Annotated in this window: 19 protein-coding genes and 1 tRNA gene; 12 read left to right on the top strand and 8 right to left on the bottom strand. The window is 43.5% G+C overall.

What is annotated here, in order from left to right; all coding sequences use genetic code 11:
* Positions 1 to 18: 18 nt before the first annotated feature.
* On the bottom strand, positions 19 to 738 hold the full coding sequence (locus Q7U33_RS08125) for a YggS family pyridoxal phosphate-dependent enzyme (RefSeq protein WP_304859575.1): 720 nt from the start codon (positions 736 to 738) through the stop codon (positions 19 to 21).
* Positions 739 to 811: 73 nt separating this feature from the next.
* Between Q7U33_RS08125 and Q7U33_RS08120 the strand changes: the two genes are divergently transcribed.
* Positions 812 to 1855 carry a type IV pilus twitching motility protein PilT gene (locus Q7U33_RS08120; RefSeq protein WP_019899407.1) on the top strand — a complete coding sequence of 348 codons (1044 nt, stop codon included), beginning with the start codon at positions 812 to 814 and terminating at the stop codon, positions 1853 to 1855.
* 72 nt (positions 1856 to 1927) lie between these two features.
* Entirely contained in the window at positions 1928 to 3064 is a 1137-nt protein-coding gene (locus Q7U33_RS08115; protein WP_019899406.1) for a PilT/PilU family type 4a pilus ATPase, read from the top strand.
* A gap of 103 nt (positions 3065 to 3167) precedes the next feature.
* Here Q7U33_RS08115 and Q7U33_RS08110 read toward each other — a convergent pair whose 3' ends face one another.
* From Q7U33_RS08110 to Q7U33_RS08080, 7 genes are all read right to left on the bottom strand, one after another.
* On the bottom strand, positions 3168 to 4442 hold the full coding sequence (locus Q7U33_RS08110) for a dihydroorotase (protein ID WP_304859570.1): 1275 nt from the start codon (positions 4440 to 4442) through the stop codon (positions 3168 to 3170).
* Complete coding sequence (locus Q7U33_RS08105) at positions 4439 to 5401, bottom strand: aspartate carbamoyltransferase catalytic subunit (RefSeq protein ID WP_304859568.1); 963 nt, start codon at positions 5399 to 5401, stop codon at positions 4439 to 4441. Before Q7U33_RS08105 ends, Q7U33_RS08110 begins: the two co-directional genes overlap by 4 nt.
* A gap of 4 nt (positions 5402 to 5405) precedes the next feature.
* Positions 5406 to 5963, bottom strand: a complete 558-nt coding sequence (pyrR, locus tag Q7U33_RS08100) for a bifunctional pyr operon transcriptional regulator/uracil phosphoribosyltransferase PyrR (protein ID WP_304859566.1) — start codon at positions 5961 to 5963, stop codon at positions 5406 to 5408.
* Positions 5964 to 6107: 144 nt separating this feature from the next.
* Complete coding sequence (ruvX, locus tag Q7U33_RS08095; protein WP_304860187.1) at positions 6108 to 6578, bottom strand: Holliday junction resolvase RuvX; 471 nt, start codon at positions 6576 to 6578, stop codon at positions 6108 to 6110.
* Between the two features lie 17 nt (positions 6579 to 6595).
* Positions 6596 to 7177 (bottom strand): YqgE/AlgH family protein, encoded by a 582-nt coding sequence (locus Q7U33_RS08090; protein ID WP_304859564.1) that lies wholly within the window; start codon positions 7175 to 7177, stop codon positions 6596 to 6598.
* A 19-nt stretch (positions 7178 to 7196) separates the two neighbouring features.
* Entirely contained in the window at positions 7197 to 8318 is a 1122-nt protein-coding gene (gene ribBA / locus Q7U33_RS08085; protein ID WP_304859561.1) for a bifunctional 3,4-dihydroxy-2-butanone-4-phosphate synthase/GTP cyclohydrolase II, read from the bottom strand.
* A 2-nt stretch (positions 8319 to 8320) separates the two neighbouring features.
* Entirely contained in the window at positions 8321 to 8977 is a 657-nt protein-coding gene (locus Q7U33_RS08080) for a riboflavin synthase (RefSeq protein WP_304859558.1), read from the bottom strand.
* Positions 8978 to 9035: 58 nt separating this feature from the next.
* On the opposite strand from Q7U33_RS08080, the gene Q7U33_RS08075 reads away from it, so the two are divergent.
* The 10 genes from Q7U33_RS08075 to Q7U33_RS08030 all read left to right on the top strand — a co-directional run bounded on the left by Q7U33_RS08075 (position 9036) and on the right by Q7U33_RS08030 (position 18611).
* Positions 9036 to 10304, top strand: coding sequence for a lipoprotein-releasing ABC transporter permease subunit (locus Q7U33_RS08075; RefSeq protein WP_304859556.1), 1269 nt, complete (start codon positions 9036 to 9038; stop codon positions 10302 to 10304).
* Positions 10297 to 10983, top strand: a complete 687-nt coding sequence (lolD, locus tag Q7U33_RS08070; protein WP_304859554.1) for a lipoprotein-releasing ABC transporter ATP-binding protein LolD — start codon at positions 10297 to 10299, stop codon at positions 10981 to 10983. The genes Q7U33_RS08075 and lolD overlap by 8 nt, the downstream gene beginning before the upstream one ends.
* A 3-nt stretch (positions 10984 to 10986) precedes the next feature.
* Entirely contained in the window at positions 10987 to 13371 is a 2385-nt protein-coding gene (locus tag Q7U33_RS08065) for a DNA internalization-related competence protein ComEC/Rec2 (protein WP_304859552.1), read from the top strand.
* Positions 13372 to 13519: 148 nt separating this feature from the next.
* On the top strand, positions 13520 to 14125 hold the full coding sequence (locus Q7U33_RS08060) for a MotA/TolQ/ExbB proton channel family protein (RefSeq protein WP_304859550.1): 606 nt from the start codon (positions 13520 to 13522) through the stop codon (positions 14123 to 14125).
* Positions 14126 to 14155: 30 nt separating this feature from the next.
* Positions 14156 to 14581 (top strand): biopolymer transporter ExbD, encoded by a 426-nt coding sequence (locus Q7U33_RS08055; protein WP_304859548.1) that lies wholly within the window; start codon positions 14156 to 14158, stop codon positions 14579 to 14581.
* A gap of 54 nt (positions 14582 to 14635) precedes the next feature.
* A complete protein-coding gene (gene msbA, locus Q7U33_RS08050; protein ID WP_304859545.1) occupies positions 14636 to 16408 on the top strand; it encodes a lipid A export permease/ATP-binding protein MsbA in 1773 nt (590 codons plus the stop codon).
* Positions 16409 to 16419: 11 nt separating this feature from the next.
* A complete protein-coding gene (lpxK, locus tag Q7U33_RS08045) occupies positions 16420 to 17424 on the top strand; it encodes a tetraacyldisaccharide 4'-kinase (RefSeq protein ID WP_304859543.1) in 1005 nt (334 codons plus the stop codon).
* Positions 17425 to 17607 (top strand): Trm112 family protein, encoded by a 183-nt coding sequence (locus tag Q7U33_RS08040; protein WP_304859541.1) that lies wholly within the window; start codon positions 17425 to 17427, stop codon positions 17605 to 17607.
* Positions 17591 to 18376: a 3-deoxy-manno-octulosonate cytidylyltransferase gene (gene kdsB / locus Q7U33_RS08035; RefSeq protein WP_304859539.1), complete on the top strand. Its 786-nt coding sequence runs from the start codon at positions 17591 to 17593 to the stop codon at positions 18374 to 18376. The genes Q7U33_RS08040 and kdsB overlap by 17 nt, the downstream gene beginning before the upstream one ends.
* A 158-nt stretch (positions 18377 to 18534) precedes the next feature.
* Positions 18535 to 18611: transfer RNA gene (locus Q7U33_RS08030), tRNA-Met, on the top strand.
* Positions 18612 to 18774: the final 163 nt, after the last annotated feature.

The following is an 18774-nucleotide window of genomic DNA, read 5'->3' as shown; positions in this document are numbered from 1 at the left end:
ATTTGTTAGGGGATTAAGTTAAATATTGTTACTCGTTGATAGCGCTGTGTTTTTTGCGGGTGCTCTTGCGCCGAATAAAGCAGAGCCTATCCGCACAATCGTTGCCCCTTGGCTGATTGCAGTTTCATAATCGTTAGACATGCCGATGGATAGTGTATCTAGAGCAAACCCTCTACTAATAAGCGCATCATAGCATTCTCTTACTTGTTTAAATTGAGCAATTTGTTGGGTTGTGTCTGCCGTAGGGGCGGGAATCGCCATCAAGCCGCGCAGTTTTAAATTGGGTAATGGCTCGATGGCTTCTGCTAACGCTTCTAGTTGCTCTGGCAAAACACCGCTTTTAGTATCTTCGTTGCTTACATTCACTTGTATGCAGACATTTAGTGGCGTTTTGATTGATGCTCTTGCTTCATTCAAGCGTTGGGCGATTTTTAGGCGATCTACACTGTGAACCCAGCTAAAATTTTGCGCAATGATTTGGGTTTTGTTGCTTTGTATTGGCCCGATAAAATGCCATTCTATGACTAAGTCCATGAGCTGTTTTTGTTTTTCCAGTGCCTCTTGGCTGTAGTTTTCGCCAAAAATAGTTTGCCCTGCTGCATAAGCTTCTCGAATCGCAGATGCTGGTTGTGCTTTACTCACAGCGAGTAGTTGCACACGTTGCTGATAAGCGCTGTTTGCTTCTGCTGATTGAATTGTTGCTAGAATATCTTGCAAGCGATTGCTAATTGTGGTCATAATTCACTAAGCCTAGAGTTTCGAGCATGTAATAATTAAGAACTAATCATCAGAATTATATCAGGAGCAGGTTGTGGATATTTCAGATTTACTCGCATTTTCAGTTAAAAATAAAGCCTCAGATTTACACTTATCTGCAGGCCTGCCTCCAATGATTCGTGTTCACGGAGATATTAGAAAAATTAATGTACCAGCGATGGATCATAGTGAAGTGCATGATATGGTCTACGATATTATGAACGATGGTCAGCGTAAGGTTTATGAAGAAACGCTGGAGTGTGACTTCTCATTTGAGATCCCTAATTTGGCCCGCTTTCGTGTCAACGCATTCAATCATAACCGTGGTTCTGGTGCGGTATTCCGTACGATTCCTTCAAAAATACTAACCTTAGAGCAACTAAATTGCCCAGCTATTTTTAAAGATATTGCAGACACACCTCGCGGTATTTGTTTGGTCACTGGCCCTACTGGTTCTGGTAAATCCACTACTTTGGCCGCGATGATTGATTACATCAACGATAAAGAGTTTGGACATATTCTGACCGTAGAAGATCCTATTGAGTTTGTGCATCAATCTAAGAAGTGTTTAATTAACCAGCGTGAGGTTGGTCCGCATACATTGTCATTTAACAATGCGTTACGCTCAGCATTGCGTGAAGACCCTGATGTGATTTTGGTTGGTGAGTTGCGTGATCTGGAGACTATTCGTTTGGCGTTGACCGCAGCAGAAACTGGGCACATGGTGTTTGGTACCTTACATACAAGCTCTGCGGCTAAAACGGTAGACCGTATTATTGACGTGTTTCCCGCAGCCGAAAAAGAAATGGTACGCTCAATGTTGTCTGAGTCTTTGCGCGCAGTGATTTCTCAGACCTTGTTAAAAACAAAAGATGAGCAAGGGCGTGTTGCTGCACATGAAATTATGATTGGTACACCTGCGATTCGTAACTTGATTCGCGAAAATAAGATTCCACAAATGTACTCAGCGATTCAAACAGGCCAAAATGTAGGTATGCAGACTTTAGATCAAAACTTACAGGATTTAGTAAAACGTGGCGTAGTCTCTGCAAGTGAAGCACGCTCCAAAGCGGCAAACAAAGATGCAATTATGGGCTAGGTAATTTTGTATTTATCTTAGGTAATCGCATTAATATCGGGTTTAGTAAAGGGAGTCATCGTGCAAGGACAAATGGAAAAAGGACAAGCTGAAAAGTTTGTGTTCGACTTATTAAGGCTAATGTTAGCTAAAAATGCTTCTGATTTGTTCATTACAGTTGGTTTTCCACCTGCAATTAAGGTGGATGGTAAAGTAACGCCACTCAGCAGTCAGGTGCTATCTGCTCAGCAGGCGCGTGAAATTTCACGCGCGATTATGAATGATAAGCAAACTGCAGAGTTTGATGCTACCAATGAATGTAACTTTGCCATTGGGATACCAAGTGTTGCACGCTTCCGCGTAAATGCTTTCATTCAAAGAGGTTCTGTTGGGTTAGTGTTTAGAACGATTACTACTAAAATTCCTGAGTTCGAAGACTTAGGTTTACCTTCTGTACTTAAAGATGTTGCCATGACTAAACGTGGTTTAGTTATTTTTGTAGGCGGCACAGGTTCGGGTAAATCAACCTCTTTAGCGGCAATGGTTGGTTATCGTAATCAAAACAGCTACGGACATATTATTACGATTGAAGACCCTGTTGAGTTCGTACATGAGCACAAGAACTGCATTATTACCCAGCGTGAGGTAGGTGTAGATACGGATAATTGGCATATCGCCTTAAAAAATACCTTACGCCAGGCACCTGATGTGATTTTGATTGGGGAAATACGAGATCGCGAAACAATGGATTATGCGATTGCTTTTGCTGAAACAGGCCATCTCTGTATGGCGACTTTACATGCAAATAGTACCAATCAAGCACTAGACCGTATTATTAACTTTTTCCCAGAAGAGCGTCGGCATCAGTTATTGATGGACTTGTCGTTAAATGTGCGTGCATTTATTTCACAGCGACTGATTCCTAAAAAAGAAGGCAAGGGTAGAACTGCAGCGATGGAAGTGATGCTTAACTCACCATTAATCTCAGATTTAATTTTTAAAGGTGAAGTGCATGAAATTAAAGAGATTATTTCTAGATCACGTGAGTTAGGGATGCAAACCTTTGACCAATCATTGTTTGATTTGTATGAGGCTGATGCAATTACCTATGAGGATGCTTTACGCAATGCTGACTCAGTGAATGACTTGCGCCTCAAAATTAAACTTGAAGGCAAGGGAGCGCATAATAAAGATTTGTCTGCAGGACTAGATGCATTAGGTATCGTTTAACCTTAGGTCATTGTTTAATTTCAGTAATAAAAAAAGAGGGGCTGATTAATCAGCCCCTCTTTTTTAACTGGATATTACGAAGCCTTGGTTGCAGTGATTGCAGTTAATCATGATAAACAACTTGTCCATTCACCAGGGTGAATTTCACCTTACCTGCGAGCTCTAATCCTGTAAATGGCGTATTCTTTCCTTGGCTTTTCAGTGTCTTAGGGTTAACTTTCCAGTACTCATTTGCATCAAAAATACACAAATCCGCATTGCTGTTTGGGCTTAGGTCGCCAGCGGCAATCCCTAAAATATTAGCTGAAGCAGTTGTAATGCGATCAATAGCGTGTAACAAGCTTACTTTTTCTTGCATCGCCCATTTGAGTGTCAGCGGCAAAAGAAGCTCTAGTCCCGTTGCGCCAATTTCTGCTTCAGCAAAAGGGGCTAATTTGGCATCGTCGTCCACTGGTGTGTGGTCTGAACAAATGGCATCAATCGTGCCGTCTTTTAAGCCTAATGTAAGTTCAGCTTTGTCTCGTTGCGTGCGTAGTGGTGGTTTTAGGTGGCAGTTAGCGTCAAAGTAAGCAATATCGTGTTCTGTCAGGTGTAGATGATTTGCACTGACATCACAGCTTACTTTTAAACCTTTTGCTTTGGCGGTGCGAATCATGGCAACACCTTCTGCTGTTGATAGGCGACTAATATGTACGCTTGCACCTGTTTCTTGGGCAATGCGTAATATGCTCGCTAAGGCTAGCGCTTCTGCTGCGCTAGGGATGCCCTTTAGCCCCATTCTGGTGGCGACTTCTCCATCATGTGCTACGCCATTTGCAGCTAAAAATGGTTCTTCAGCATGTAAAAATAGTGTGAAACCAAATGTAGCAGCATATTCCATCGCTCGCCATAATACTTGAGTATCAGTCACCGCTACATTGGCTTGAGAAAAGCCGACACAGCCTGCGGTATGCAGTTCGTTCATTTCTGAAAGTGCAGTACCTTTTAATTGCCTAGTCATTGCACCTAATGGATATACATGCGCCAACCCTTGCTGCTTTGCACGATGTTTAAGCATTTCTACTAAGCCAGGCTCATCTAGCACTGGGTCTGTATCAGGAGGGCAGGCTAGGCTAGTGACGCCACCAGCAACCGCGGCTTGTAGTTCACTCGCTAATCTGGCTTTGTACTCATCGCCAGGTTCACGCAGTCTGGCAGATAGGTCAACTAAGCCAGGGCATACTATCAGGTTGGTTGCATCAATGATTTTGGTCGCAACAAATCCATTTGGCATCGCACCGATACTGACGATTTTTCCAGCGGCAATAAATACATCTAGTTTGTCGTTGATGTTGTTTTTTGGGTCAATCACGTGCCCATTTTTAATATGAATTTTCATAGTGTTGCTCCTGCACCGCCACCCAGAATTGCCATGACCGCCATGCGAATCGCAATGCCATAAGTCACTTGCGGTAATATCACGGATTGTTTGCCATCGGCTACCGTTGAGTCAATCTCCACGCCCCTATTCATTGGGCCTGGGTGCATGACAATTGCGTCAGGTTTGGCTAGCGCCAGTCTTTCTTGAGTGAGTCCGTAGGTTTTAAAGTATTCTTCTGAGCTTGGTAACATTGCGCCATTCATACGCTCATTTTGCAAGCGTAGCATCATGATGACATCAACATCTTTTAGCCCTGCATCCATATCGTGATATACGTGCACGCCAAGTTTTTCTACTTGTGCTGGCAGTAGTGTTTTTGGTGCAATCACACGTACTTCTGGCACACCTAGTGTGGTGAGCGCATGAATCTCTGAACGTGCTACGCGCGAGTGTAAAACGTCACCGACAATCGCAACTCTTAAGTTGTGTAGCTCAGGCTTATATTTACGAATGGTAAATACATCCAGTAAGCCTTGTGTAGGGTGAGAGTGACGCCCATCACCTGCATTAATAACGTGTATGTGCGGTGGCACATGTTTAGCAATTAAATGGGCGGCCCCTGACTGAGCATGGCGCACGACGAACATATCAGCATGCATGGCGATTAAGTTATCCACCGTGTCTAAAATAGTTTCGCCTTTAGATTGAGACGAAGTGCTTACGTTTAAGCTGATGACATCCGCAGAGAGGCGTTTTGCCGCAATCTCAAAAGTGGTGCGGGTGCGGGTGCTGTTTTCGAAAAATAGATTACATACGGTTTTACCGCGTAGTAATGGCACTTTTTTTACTTCACGTTCAGCAACCCCTACAAACGATTCCGCAGTGTCTAAAATTTGGTTTAATATTCTTTTTGGTAGGCCTTCAATCGAAAGCAGGTGTCGCAGTTGACCGTCAGTATCAAGTTGAGGGTTATTCATGCTGTTATTGTCTCGCACTATTGTGTTGAGGGGTAAGGTCTAAGGCTAAACTGCCGTTAGCTAACTGCGTTAACTGTAGGCGCTGTGATATGTCCAATGGCAGATCAGCCGCAATGATTTGCGGGGCAATTGGCAACTCACGGCCACCACGGTTAATCAGTGCAATTAATGTGATGCTGGCAGGCCTGCCGTAATCAAACAGCTCGTTCATGGCTGCACGTGTAGTGCGACCTGTATAAAACACATCATCAATCAGAATGATATGTTTGTTTTCTACATCGAACGGAATCTGGCTTGGTCGATTTTCTGCTTTTAAACCGCGTTGCGTATAATCATCTCTGTAAAAAGAAACGTCTAGGGTGCCATGTTCAATTTGATGTAACTGAATGACGTCGTCTAGCAACACTAACAGCCTTTGCATTATCCAGACGCCACCGCTGTGAATACCGACTAGGGCAGTATTGGGTTTAAGCAATGGCTTGAGCTTGGTTGCAAGTATATGAAGTAGCTGTTCTGCATCTGGCAGTTGGCTATTATCGAGAGTGTTGTTGGCATCAGTCATTTTGTTATTTTACTGAATATTCCTGGTTACTTGTAATTCTTAATTGAATGTACCTAAAAATTGAATGCACATCAAAGTTGTGCATTTATAAAATCATTGTTTTAGTGATCAATTATTTGCGATATAGATGTGCTTATCTCAAGCTTAAGCTTGTTTTGATGCATGATCAAAATAACTTTGTAATATGGTTTGTGCCGCCACTTGGTCTAACATTTCTTTTTGCGCACGGCCTCTAATGCCCGCTTCATTTAACAGCTGGCTTGCTTCAACAGAGCTGTAGCGTTCATCAATAAGCATGACAGGTATGTTAAATCTACCGTTAAGGCGGCGTGCAAATTTTTTACATAACTGTGTGACTGCGTGCTCTGTACCGTCTAAACTCAGCGGTAAGCCAACCACTAAAAGCCGAGGCTGCCATTCACTCACGAGTTTGGTAATGATCTGAAAGCGTATTTCGTTACTTTCATTATCAATCGTCATTAGCGGGGTTGCACTGCCTAGTAAGTGTTCACCAACGGCAATGCCAATACGTCTTTCACCAAAGTCAAATGCGAGCACAGTGCCTGATTGCACATAATCTTTGTTGTAAACTTTTTCGTTATCAATCAGTTGCATGTGTGTCGTTGCTGACATTAAGCGTGCCCAGCAACGTCTGACAGCATTGCAGGATCAAACCCTAGCAGAGAGATGGCGGCGTTAAATTGTTCTTCGTGCGGTGTTTCAAATAAGATTTTATTGAGCGTATCTGTATCTTTGGCTTGCACGGAAAGCCAATTGTTTTGCACAATTTCTTGCTCTAGTTGGTTAGGTGTCCATCCAGCATAACCTAGTGACAATATTAGATTCTTTGGTCCAGTGCCTATTGCCACAGCTTCTAGAATATCTTTTGACGTGGTGAGTGATGTCTTATCGTTAATCGTAATTGAGCTATCCCAATCACCACAAGGTTCGTGCAATACAAACCCACGTTCGGGTTGAACAGGGCCGCCATATAGCACAGGATTGTTTGCGATATTGGTGTGCGCTAGTTCGATGTTGATTTTGTCGAATAAGGTTTCGTATGTCATATCCGTCGGGCGGTTAATGACAATGCCCATTGCGCCATCTTGATTGTGCGTGCATATGAATGTGACTGACTTTGCAAAGTAAGGGTCAGTTAGATTTGGCATGGCAATTAAAAAGTGGCCTGTGAGATTCATATTATCTAAAGACATATATTAAAAAAACAAATATTTAAGCAGTTTTAGGTGCTTCCAAATAGCCTGTAACCTCTAGCCCAAACCCAGCCATACTTGGCATTTTCCGTGGATTAGCCATCAGCTTCATTTTTCTGACATTGCAGTCAATTAGGATTTGCGAGCCGATACCATAAGTACGAAGCTCTTGATTCACACGTATAGGTTCGTCCGCACCTTTGATGCGATCAACAATCGTTTCGCCAGACTCTTGATGATGAAGCAGTATCATGACGCCAGCTTCAGCGCTTGCTATGGCTTTCATCGCTTGCAGCGTATTCCAACTATGAGTGCAACTTGAGCTATCTAATAGATCAAAAATTGAAAGCGGCTCGTGAACTCGCACCAATACTTCTTGTTCTGGTGTTGGTGTGCCTTTGATTAATACCAGATGTGTTTCTTTAGCGATTTTATCTTCATAAGCAATCAGCTTCATTTCACCGTAAGGTGTTTGCACCATACGTTCTGCAGAGCGTTCAATCAGGCTTTCTGTTTCAGCGCGGTAGTGAATTAAATCGGCAATTGTGCCAATTTTAAGTTTGTGTTCTGCGGCAAACTGCATTAAATCTGGCAGGCGCGCCATGCTGCCATCATCTTTTAGAATCTCACAAATGACACTGGCTGGTTCTAAGTTAGCCAGTTCTGCCAAATCACAGCCTGCCTCTGTATGACCTGCGCGCACCAGCACGCCGCCATCCATTGCGGTCAGCGGGAAAATGTGGCCAGGGCTTACAATATCTTGCGGTTTGGCTGTTTTTGCCACCGCCGCTTGAATAGTTCTGGCACGGTCAGCTGCTGAGATACCAGTCGTGACGCCTTCTGCTGCTTCAATGGATACCGTAAAGTTGGTGCCCATTCGTGCACCGTTTTTTTGCACCATCTTACTTAAGTTGAGTTGATTGCAGCGAGCCTCAGTGAGTGTTAAGCAAATCAGGCCTCGCCCATACTTAGCCATGAAGTTAATGTGTTCTGCCGTGGCGAACTCTGCAGCAAGCACTAAATCACCTTCATTTTCTCGATGCTCGTCATCGACTAGCACCACCATGTGTCCGAGCCTAATTTCTTCGATAATCTCTTTGGCTGGGCTGATGTTGTTGACCAGTACCTCTGTGTTACTCATGGCTAGTGTCCCTGCTTTTCTGGTGATGCTTGAGCATCATTTTTAATTTTTTCTTCTTGAATACGGTCATCTTCGTACCACTGTGCCATGCGCTCTACGTAACGCGCAATCTGATCAACCTCTAGGTTGACAGCGCTACCTTCGCATAAGTGTTTTAAGGTGGTGTTTTCCAGAGTGTGCGGAATTAAATTGATGCTGAAATCGTCTCCAGCAATCTTGTTGACAGTAAGGCTGACACCATCGACACAAATAGAACCTTTAATCGAAATGTATTTTGAAATCGCGTGCGGTGCGCGAATATCCAGTTGCCAGCACTCTCCCAATGACTCAAATTTGAGTACCTTGCCAACACCATCTACGTGGCCGCTCACCAAGTGCCCACCTAGTCTGTCCGATAAGCGTAGCGCTTTTTCTAGATTCACTGGATGCGACATGTTGAGCCCGACGGTCACCGATAATGTTTCCTGAGAAACATGCGCTTCAAAATGCGATGAGGACATGTTGACCACAGTCAGGCAAACACCATTGACTGCGATACTGTCGCCTAACTTCACATCGCTCATGTTGAGCGCTTCGCTAGCTATTGAAAGTTGCATATCGGCGCCAACTGGATTTGTTTGCGTGATTGCACCGACTGATTGAATGATTCCTGTAAACATAATCAGAATTTTAACAGATAACACTAGATAACGATTAGAAGCCTGCTAAAATCTGCCTATGAAATATTTACCCTATGAATTATTTGTCGGCTGGCGTTACACGCGGGCTAAACGCAAGAATCACTTTATTTCATTTATCTCCTTAACTAGTATGATTGGCATAGCACTTGGTGTGGCTGCATTAATCGTCGTGCTTTCGGTGATGAATGGTTTCCAAAAAGAGCTACGTACGCGTATTTTAGGCGTGGCTTCACATCTGGAAGTGACTGGCGCTAGTAATCAGCTTGCAGATTGGCAGTCGGTCGCAGCGTTCACCACAAAGTTGCCAAATGTGCAGGCAAGTGCGCCATACATAAGTGCGCAAGCCATGTTGAGTTATGATCAAGGTGTGCAAGGTGCGATTGTCCGCGGCGTGATTCCTAGCGCGGAAGACCAAGTGGCCGACTTAGGTAAACATATGAAAGCTGGCCGCCTGGATGATTTACGCGCGGGCGAGTTTGGCATTGTTTTAGGTGTAGATCTGGCATTGTCGCTTGGGGCGAAAATTGGAGATAAAGTTGTGTTGATGGCGCCACAAGGTCAGTTTACCCCCACTGGTGTCGTGCCACGCTTAAAGCAATTTACGTTGGTCGGGCTTTTTCAGATTGGCATGTATGAGTATGATGCAGGCTTGGCTTTAATTCATATAGAAGATGCGGCAAAACTTTACCGTATGGGGCAAAACGTTTCTGGCGTGCGTTTAAAGCTTGATGATTTGTTTGATGCACCAGTCGTGGCCGCCAATATCTCAGATCAATTAAATAGCCAACTGAATCAAAGTGGTAGCTATTATGTGTCTGATTGGACTAGGCAGCACGCTAATTTTTTCCGCGCAGTGCAGATGGAAAAGCGCGTGATGTTTATCATTCTTACGCTCATTGTTGCCGTCGCCGCTTTTAATATTGTGTCAACGCTAGTGATGGCCGTGACAGATAAACGTGCTGATATTGCCATCATGCGAACTTTCGGTGCTAGCCCAAATAGTATTATGAAAATATTTATCGTACAGGGGGCATTGATTGGCGTGATAGGTACCGCATTAGGTGCGCTCTTTGGTATTTTGATTGCACTCAATATAGGCACTATCATCCCTTTTATAGAAGGTCTATTTAATGTGCAGTTTTTGGCAAAAGATGTCTATTACATTAGTGACTTACCCTCTGATTTGATTTGGTCTGATGTAGTGACCATCGTTACGGTTTCATTTATTTTAAGTTTACTAGCAACGCTCTACCCGAGTTTTAAAGCCAGTAGAATCAACCCAGCTGAGGCCTTGCGTTATGAGTAGCCAAACTTCAAAGCCAATCATTGCTTGTCAGAATCTGTATAAAACGTATCAGGGCTTAGATGTGGCCGTGCTGAATGGTATCGACCTTAGTGTTAACACTGGGGAACAAGTAGCAATTGTTGGCGCCTCTGGCTCTGGTAAAAGTACCTTGTTGCATTTACTGGGAGGTTTAGATAGCCCTAGCAGTGGGGATGTGTATATTCTTGAACATAATCTTGCAGAATTATCTGAAACGCAAAAGGGTAATTTACGTAATCAGTCTTTAGGGTTTGTTTACCAATTTCATCATTTATTGCCAGAATTTACTGCACTTGAAAATGTAGCGATGCCATTGTTGATTCGCCGCACTCCACGTGAGCAAGCACTTACAGTCGCGGGTGAAATGTTGGAAAAAGTAGGGCTAAAGCATCGTTTGGAGCATATGCCAGGTGAGTTGTCTGGAGGGGAGAGGCAGCGTGCGGCATTAGCGCGCGCAATGGTCACTTCGCCGCAATGTATTCTTGCAGATGAGCCTACAGGCAATCTTGACCGCCATACGGCACATGCGGTGTTTGATTTGCTGCTGGAAATGAATCAAACGCAAAATGTGAGTTTGGTTGTTGTGACGCATGACTTGGAACTTGCGGCAAAAATGCAGCGACGCTATAAGCTCGTTGATGGTAAGTTGGTGACGTTGTAAAGCATGATTCTTTTTGCACTGGGGTTTGTTTTGGGTGCTTTTATCCTGCAACAGATGCCATTCTTGCCAGACCTGATATGGTCATTGTCAGTCTTACCTTTATTCTTTATCCATGTTTGTCTTCGTCATGCGCAATCTAGATTCGTGGGTCTGTTTCGAGCGCAATTATGGATATTGATTGCACTGATATTGGGATTCTTTTGGTCTGCTGCTTTTGCTACATACCGACTTGCTGAAGCGCTGCCAGTTCATTGGCAAAATAAACCTATCGAGTTAGTGGGCGTTGTGGCTAGCGTTCCTGTCTTGACCGAGCATGGTACCCGCTTTAATTTTGCTGTTGAACACATTTTGACTGCTGATGCTATTGTTCCAGAGCATCTTTCATTAAGCATTTACCGCAAGCGAGAACAGCAATCACAAGCGCATGAGCTTATGCAGTTTCCAGACTTTAAAGCAGGCCAGCGTTTGCGTGTGGTCGCTCGGCTCAAACGTCCACATAGCGTACAGAATCCACATGGTTTTGATTTTGAGTCATGGTCATTGGCTGAAAATATTCGCGCCATTGGTAACGTAAATGGTAAGCCCGTAATACTTGATGCGTTCGTCTGGCGCCCACAATATGTAGTTGAGCGTACTCGTCAGATAGTGAAGCAACGCATTGCGAAAGTCTTAATGAATAAGCCATATAGCGGCGTAGTGCAGGCTTTGGTGATGGGGGATGATAGTCAGATTTCAGTGAAAGATTGGCAATTGTTTTTACGCACCGGGATTACACATTTAATGAGTATCTCTGGTTTGCATATCACCATGCTGTCGGGCTTGATGTTTGTTCTGGTTAATTTTGTTTGGAGACGCATCCCCAACCTTAGCAATAAAGTCCCAACGCGAAAAGCCGCAACTTTTGCAGGGCTTCTCACTGCGCTTATTTATGCCTTAGTGGCTGGCTTTTCAGTGCCTACGCAACGCACACTCTATATGCTAATGGTGTTTGGTGTTGCATTATGGTCGGGTCGGCGATTTGTCATTGCGCAAGTACTCGCGTTGGCGTTGGTCATCGTGGTTTTAATTGATCCTTGGTCGGTGATTTCAGCAGGCTTTTGGTTGTCTTTTGGTGCTGTAGCACTGCTGAGCTTTGCGATGGGCGCTCGCATCGCTACACCGCACTGGCTAAAAGTTGCCGTCCAAACGCAATGGGCTGTCACAATAGGTATGTTGCCTTTACTATTAATCATGTTTCATCAAGCCTCTATTATCTCACCCGTAGCAAATGCGATTGCAATTCCATTAATCAGCTTCTTTGTCACACCTCTGGCTTTGCTCGGTAGCTTTTTACCAATTGACTGGCCATTACATCTCGCTTATTACCTGCTAGAGCGTTGTGTTATCTTTCTGGATTGGCTAAATCAGTTACCCGTTGCTGTGTGGCAACAACATGCGCCTACGCGATGGACATTAGCTCCAGCGGTAGTAGGTGTGGTTTGGATGTTGTTGCCACGAGGTGTGCCGCTACGCTGGCTAGGTGTTTTTGGTTTTTTACCGATGATTTTAATTTCACCGAGTCGACCAGCGCTAGGTGACATGAAAGCGACGATTCTGGATGTAGGGCAAGGCTTGAGTGTTGTTGTGCAAACATCAAAACACACTTTACTTTATGACGCGGGAGCAAAATTCAATGCCCAAAGTGATGCTGGTAGTCGTGTCGTTGTGCCATTTCTGCAAGGTGAGGGCGTTCAAAAGCTTGATGGTTTCATTGTGACGCACGATGATAATGATCATAGTGGCGGTATGGGCTCTGTGTTGACCTTAATGCCAGTTGACTGGTTTGCAAGTTCGATACCTCAAACGGTGACGATTCCTCCAAATGTTGAGCGTATGAAATGCTACGCTGGCCAGAGTTGGCATTGGGATGGTGTTGATTTTGAAATGCTTTACCCGAATCTAACTGATTATGATAATGTTAGAATTAAAGATAATGACCGAAGTTGTGTGTTGAAAATCACTAGTGAGTCAGGAAGTCTATTGCTCACTGGTGATATTGAGCGCAATGCTGAGTCTGCTTTAATTTCAGAAAATTCAAGTTCGTTGCCTGCTATGTTGAAAAGTGATGTCCTAGTCGTGCCGCATCATGGTAGCAAAACATCATCTACTCAAGATTTTGTTGAGGCCGTTGCTCCTAGTGTCGTTATTTTTACAGTTGGGTATTTAAATCGCTTTAAACATCCTCGCCCCGAAGTAATTGCGAGATATAAAACGATTAACAGTAACATATATCAATCAGATTATCATGGCGCAATAGAGTTGAACTTCAATAAACAAGGGACTACACCAGAAATTGCAGTGCGTAATTGGCGCGCTCAACGCAAGCGTTATTGGCATGATGCATTTTAAAATTGTGTAGTAAAGGGATGGTTGAGGTAGCAATCATTTTTAGGTGAGGCTTGCCCAAAAGCACACGACAAGCTAAAGTATCGCTGGGCCTGATTTTAGGCATTTGTTACAGAATTTTATTTGGTATTGATTTAAGGGGAATTTCACTGTGTGGGAAATCATTATAGCTGCTGGTTGGCCTATCTGGCCGCTTGTTATTGCGTCAGTGATTGCTGTGGCAATTATAGGTGAGCGTAGTTTTGCTTTGCGCGAAAGTATTGTGTCCCCTCAAAACCTATTGCCCGAGTTGCAAGCTTGGCTTACTAAAGGTGGTATCACAAAAGATACGATTACTCGCTTAGAACAGCACTCATTGTTGGGTCGTGTGTTTGCAACCGCACTTGCTAATGCTAAAAATTCACGCGAAGTAACCAAAGAGTCTATTGAAGAAACAGCACGTGCAGTTGCACATCAAATGGAAAAATATCTTTCTACACTAGGCACCATTGCAACAGTCTCACCATTGTTAGGGTTGCTCGGTACTGTGATTGGTATGGTTGAGTTGTTTGGTGCATTTACTACGCAAGGGCATGATGTTGCCCAATTCGCACGTGGCATTTCAATCGCCCTTTATAACACTGCCGCAGGTATTGTAGTGGCGGTGCCAGCGATGATTGCTTACCGTTATTTCCGTACAAAAGTAGATGCTTTGCTCATTGAAATGGAGCAACAAGCCATTAAGTTAGTCGAAATCATTCACGGCGAACGTCAGTAATTTAGCGCGATAGATAAAGGGAACCACCAAATGGATTTTCAACGTGGGAAAAAACACGAAGAACTTGAAATCAACTTTATCCCGTTGATCGATGTATTGTTGGTGATTATTATTTTCTTAATCGTCAGTGCAACATTTTCACGTACTAACGAACTGCAAATCAATCTACCAACAGCTGAGGCAAATGCACCTCAGGATAAACCGTTAATGATAGAAGTGGCAGTTGATGCAACGGGCAAATATCTAATTGATGGCAAGCCGTTGGCTGATGCCTCGGTTTCCGCAATTAGTGTGGCGCTACAGGCTGCAGCTAAAGCTAGTAATGAAGAGCCAACTATTGTCATTAATGCTGATGCTAATGCTACGCATCAGTCTGTGGTTAATGTGATGGAAGCATCACGTGTTGCAGGATACACAAGAATTACATTTGCCACACAAGTGCAGTCTGGGTCTTGAGCTTTATAAACTCAATCCCGCACGTTTCCTATTAATTCTTATCGACGTTAGCTCATGTCGAACTCAAATCTAAAAAAATCTAAATCTAAAACGCACGATGTCGCGCATATATCAAACGCAAAAGCTTTATATTTGCGTTTGTTCCGCTATGCGTGGCATTACAAATATGTGTTCATGCTGAGTATTCTCGCACTGGTTTTATTGGCTGGGAGCAATACTGCGTTTCTTGCGCTCATTAAACAAGTGACGGATGAAGGTTTTGTCAAAAAATCAGCGGATAAGGCAATACTTTTACCATTGATGATTGTTGCGCTGATGGTGGCAAGAGGTATTACTGGGTTTGTTTCATCCTATTGTATGCGCGTGGTTGCGCGCCGTGTGGTTGAAGACTTTCGTAAGGAAATGTTTTCTAAATTAATGCTGTTACCAGTACATTACTTTGATGCAAGATCTGCAGGGTCTATTGTTTCTAAATTTACCTATGATGTAGAAAGGCTTTCAACAGCTACCACTCGTTCATGGATGAACGTGTTGCGTGATTTGTTGACGGTGATAGGTTTAATTGGCTATATGCTCTATCTTGATTGGCGACTGACGCTAATTTTTGCAGCCGTCCTTCCTTTTATAGCGTTGTATTTGAAAAAAATGACGCCAAAATTAAAGAAAAATGCAAAGCAGGTGCAGTACAGCGTGGGTGAAATGACCAAGTCTGCTGAGGAGGCGATTGCCGGCCAGAGAATCGTTAAGATTTTTGGCGCACAAGATTTTGAATATAGTCGTTTTTCTCAAATTGTTTCTAATAACCGGAAAATTGAATTGCGCGTAGCGCGCATAGCTGGTTTGAGTAGTTTTGTTGTCGAGCTATTTGCTGCACTGGCCTTAGGCTTAGTTATTTATTATGCGATGGGTAACTTTAGTGTAGGTGAGTTTGCTGCCTTTGTTGGTGCGTTACTCATGCTTATTTCTCCAATTAAGCACATCGCTGCTGCCAATGAAGACTTGCAAGTTGGGTTAACCGCTGCACAAAGTATTTTTGATGTGATCGATAGTCAGCCAGAAATGGATCAAGGAGAGTTGACATTAGATCGAACAAAAGGTGATATTGAGTTTAGGAATGTTACTTTGCACTATGAAGATACGCCAAAGCCAGCATTGGATAACTTAAGTTTTACTATTAAGGCTGGGGAAAAAGTCGCCTTGGTTGGGCGCTCAGGCGGTGGTAAAACCTCGCTAGTAAATTTACTCCCTAGGTTTTATGAGTTGCAGCATGGTGCGGTATTGTTAGATGGTGTCGATTGTCGTGCAATACAACTTAAAAATTTGCGTCAGCAATTTGCGTTAGTTAGCCAAGATATTATTTTATTCAATGATACTATTTTCAATAATATTGCATATGGTGTATTGCGTAATGCAACCGAAGCAGAAGTGATTGCTGCAGCTAAAGCCGCTAACATCTGGGAATTTATCCAGCAACTGCCCAATGGCTTGCAAAATGAAATCGGTGATCGTGGCGTTAAACTGTCAGGTGGTCAGCGTCAGCGTATTGCTATTGCGCGTGCCATTCTAAAAAATGCGCCAATATTGTTGTTAGATGAAGCGACATCAGCGTTAGATACTGAATCTGAGCAGCATGTTCAGCAAGCCATGGATGCGCTGATGCTTAATCGTACGAGTATTGTCATCGCACACAGATTAAGCACCATCGAAAATGCAGACCGCATCATGGTGATGGAACATGGCCGTATTGTTGAGATTGGCTCACATGATGAACTAATGAAGCTTGATGGATATTATGCAAAGCTATATCACAAGCAATTTAGCGTGTAAGCCTGATACAAATGGCTAATTGGCTACAAAAACAGTGGCTCACTTTCACACTCTGGCATCTGTTGCTTCTGCCTATTTCTTGCTTGTTCTCAATAGTTGTAACCTTAAGAAGGCTCTTATATAAAGTAGGTTTTTTTCGCAGCTATCGTTTAAATGTTCCTGTTGTGATCGTTGGAAACATTAATGTAGGTGGCGCGGGTAAAACCCCCTTGGTCATATGGTTGGCTGAGCAATTAAAGCAGGCTGGCTATAAACCTGGAATTATTAGTCGCGGCTATGGAAGTAGCTTGATTGGCGTGGCGTCGGTATCTCCTGATAGCGTGGCGTCCACGGTTGGTGACGAGCCAGTTTTGATTGCCATGCGCACGGCATGTCCTGTGTTTGTTGGGGCTAAGCGAGTGGAAGTTGGCTTAGCTCTTTTAAAGATGCATCCAGAGTGCGATATTATTATCAGTGATGATGGTCTTCAACACTATGCCTTGCAAAGAGATGTAGAGTTGGTGGTTTTTGACGGTATGAAAGGTTTTGGCAACGGCGCTCTTTTACCAGCAGGACCTTTGCGTGAGCCAATTGGTAGACTCAACACGGTCGATCTCTTAGTGCGAAATGGTGCTCAAGCAGATACAAATCAGATAATCACACCGTTACCCATTGAAATGCAATTGAAAGCAAGTGCTTTCTATAACCTTAATAATCGTGAGTTAGCGTTAGGCCCAGCAGCGTTTGCAGGAAAATCTATCACGGCCATTGCTGGCATTGGCAATCCTGAACGCTTCTTTCGCCAATTAAGCACGATGGGTTTGCATTTTAAATGCAAAGCATATAATGATCACTATCAATACAGTGCTCAAGACTTTGAGGATGTGGAAACCGATATTATTCTCATGACAGAGAAAGACGCTGTTAAATGTACATCATTTGCGCGCCCTAATTTTTGGGTATTGCCAGTCAATGCGGATATTGATAAACAGTTGTTAACCAACATATTAAGTAAACTAGATAAATTGAGAAATTAAATGGATGTGAAACTCTTACAGATTTTGGTCTGCCCAGTGACAAAGGGCCCTTTAGTTTATAACAAGGCGACGAGTGAACTGATTTCTAAATCAGCGCGTTTAGCATATCCAGTGCGCGATGGTATTCCTGTTATGTTAGAAGACGAAGCACGTAAACTAGCGGACGATGAAGAAATTGCCTAAGCCTTTAACAGTGGTACCTGAATTTTATGTGGTAATACCAGCTCGTCACGCCAGTACAAGGTTGCCAGGAAAGCCTTTATTGGATATTGCTGGTAAACCTATGGTTGTCTGGGTTGCTGAGCGCGCACTAGTTAGTGGGGCGAAACAAGTTATTGTTGCTACGGATGACTTGCGCATCGTTAATGTTGTGAATCAGCATGGTCATGCAGCGTTGATGACAAAAGCAGATCACGTAAGCGGAACGGATCGTATTGCAGAGGTTGCATCTGTTGAAGGTTGGCGTGATGATGCAATTGTTGTGAATGTACAAGGTGACGAGCCGCTGATAGATGCCAAGCTTATTGTAGAGGTTGCGACTGCGTTGTCTACTAATCATGAGGCGGTGATGGCAACGGCATGCCACCCTATTCATGATAAGTCGGACTTTACAAACCCTAACGTTGTTAAAGTTGTGATGGATGTGAATGGAAATGCGATGTATTTTAGTAGGGCACCTATTCCATATCCTAGAGATACCTTTGGTAATGATCAGGGGTTGGTTGATGGCATTCCTGCCTATCGACATATCGGGATTTACGCTTACCGTGCAAGCTTCCTGAAGCAATATGCAAATCTTGCACCAGCAGCAATAGAACAATATGAATGTTTAGAGCAACTTCGTGTCCTATATCAAGGCTATAAGATAGCTGTCACTATTTCGGATAATGCGCCTGCTGCAGGTGTAGATACTGAAAGTGACTTAATGCGTGTTCGTGCATTAATGGCCTAATTTAGCTAAGTCATTCATATGTATCAGTTTTGCTAAGTCTGGCTAAATAAGTGCTCGGTATTTATCATAAATTCTCTCAATAGTCCTTGCAGAAACAATCTACCTTTGCTATAGTCTCACCTCTCGACGCAACATGTATTAAGTGATGTCGAGCCGGACGCGGGATGGAGCAGTCTGGCAGCTCGTCGGGCTCATAACCCGAAGGTCACAGGTTCAAATCCTGTTCCCGCAACCAAGTATTAATGGTGTGTTATATAGGTTAATTTTAATGAGTAAATATTACGAAATTAAGGTTGACGAGCGTTAAAAGCTCTGTATAATGCGCACCTCGTTAACGCAAAGCGTAACGGGGAAACAAAAAGTTCTTTAACAATATAACAACTGATAAGTGTGGGTGC

The organism is Methylotenera sp. (assembly GCF_030653755.1).
In the GTDB taxonomy this organism is placed as follows: domain Bacteria; phylum Pseudomonadota; class Gammaproteobacteria; order Burkholderiales; family Methylophilaceae; genus Methylotenera.
This window is presented reverse-complemented; position numbering and strand designations above follow the sequence as displayed.

Coding starts and splice junctions, on each gene's coding strand:
- Q7U33_RS08125 (WP_304859575.1), bottom strand. CDS start 738: ATGACCACAATTAGCAATCGCTTGCAAGATATTCTAGCAACAATTCAA.
- Q7U33_RS08115 (WP_019899406.1), top strand. CDS start 1,928: ATGGAAAAAGGACAAGCTGAAAAGTTTGTGTTCGACTTATTAAGGCTA.
- Q7U33_RS08110 (WP_304859570.1), bottom strand. CDS start 4,442: ATGAAAATTCATATTAAAAATGGGCACGTGATTGACCCAAAAAACAAC.
- Q7U33_RS08105 (WP_304859568.1), bottom strand. CDS start 5,401: ATGAATAACCCTCAACTTGATACTGACGGTCAACTGCGACACCTGCTT.
- pyrR (WP_304859566.1), bottom strand. CDS start 5,963: ATGACTGATGCCAACAACACTCTCGATAATAGCCAACTGCCAGATGCA.
- ruvX (WP_304860187.1), bottom strand. CDS start 6,578: ATGCAACTGATTGATAACGAAAAAGTTTACAACAAAGATTATGTGCAA.
- Q7U33_RS08090 (WP_304859564.1), bottom strand. CDS start 7,177: ATGTCTTTAGATAATATGAATCTCACAGGCCACTTTTTAATTGCCATG.
- ribBA (WP_304859561.1), bottom strand. CDS start 8,318: ATGAGTAACACAGAGGTACTGGTCAACAACATCAGCCCAGCCAAAGAG.
- Q7U33_RS08080 (WP_304859558.1), bottom strand. CDS start 8,977: ATGTTTACAGGAATCATTCAATCAGTCGGTGCAATCACGCAAACAAAT.
- Q7U33_RS08075 (WP_304859556.1), top strand. CDS start 9,036: ATGAAATATTTACCCTATGAATTATTTGTCGGCTGGCGTTACACGCGG.
- lolD (WP_304859554.1), top strand. CDS start 10,297: ATGAGTAGCCAAACTTCAAAGCCAATCATTGCTTGTCAGAATCTGTAT.
- Q7U33_RS08065 (WP_304859552.1), top strand. CDS start 10,987: ATGATTCTTTTTGCACTGGGGTTTGTTTTGGGTGCTTTTATCCTGCAA.
- Q7U33_RS08055 (WP_304859548.1), top strand. CDS start 14,156: ATGGATTTTCAACGTGGGAAAAAACACGAAGAACTTGAAATCAACTTT.
- msbA (WP_304859545.1), top strand. CDS start 14,636: ATGTCGAACTCAAATCTAAAAAAATCTAAATCTAAAACGCACGATGTC.
- lpxK (WP_304859543.1), top strand. CDS start 16,420: ATGGCTAATTGGCTACAAAAACAGTGGCTCACTTTCACACTCTGGCAT.
- Q7U33_RS08040 (WP_304859541.1), top strand. CDS start 17,425: ATGGATGTGAAACTCTTACAGATTTTGGTCTGCCCAGTGACAAAGGGC.
- kdsB (WP_304859539.1), top strand. CDS start 17,591: ATGAAGAAATTGCCTAAGCCTTTAACAGTGGTACCTGAATTTTATGTG.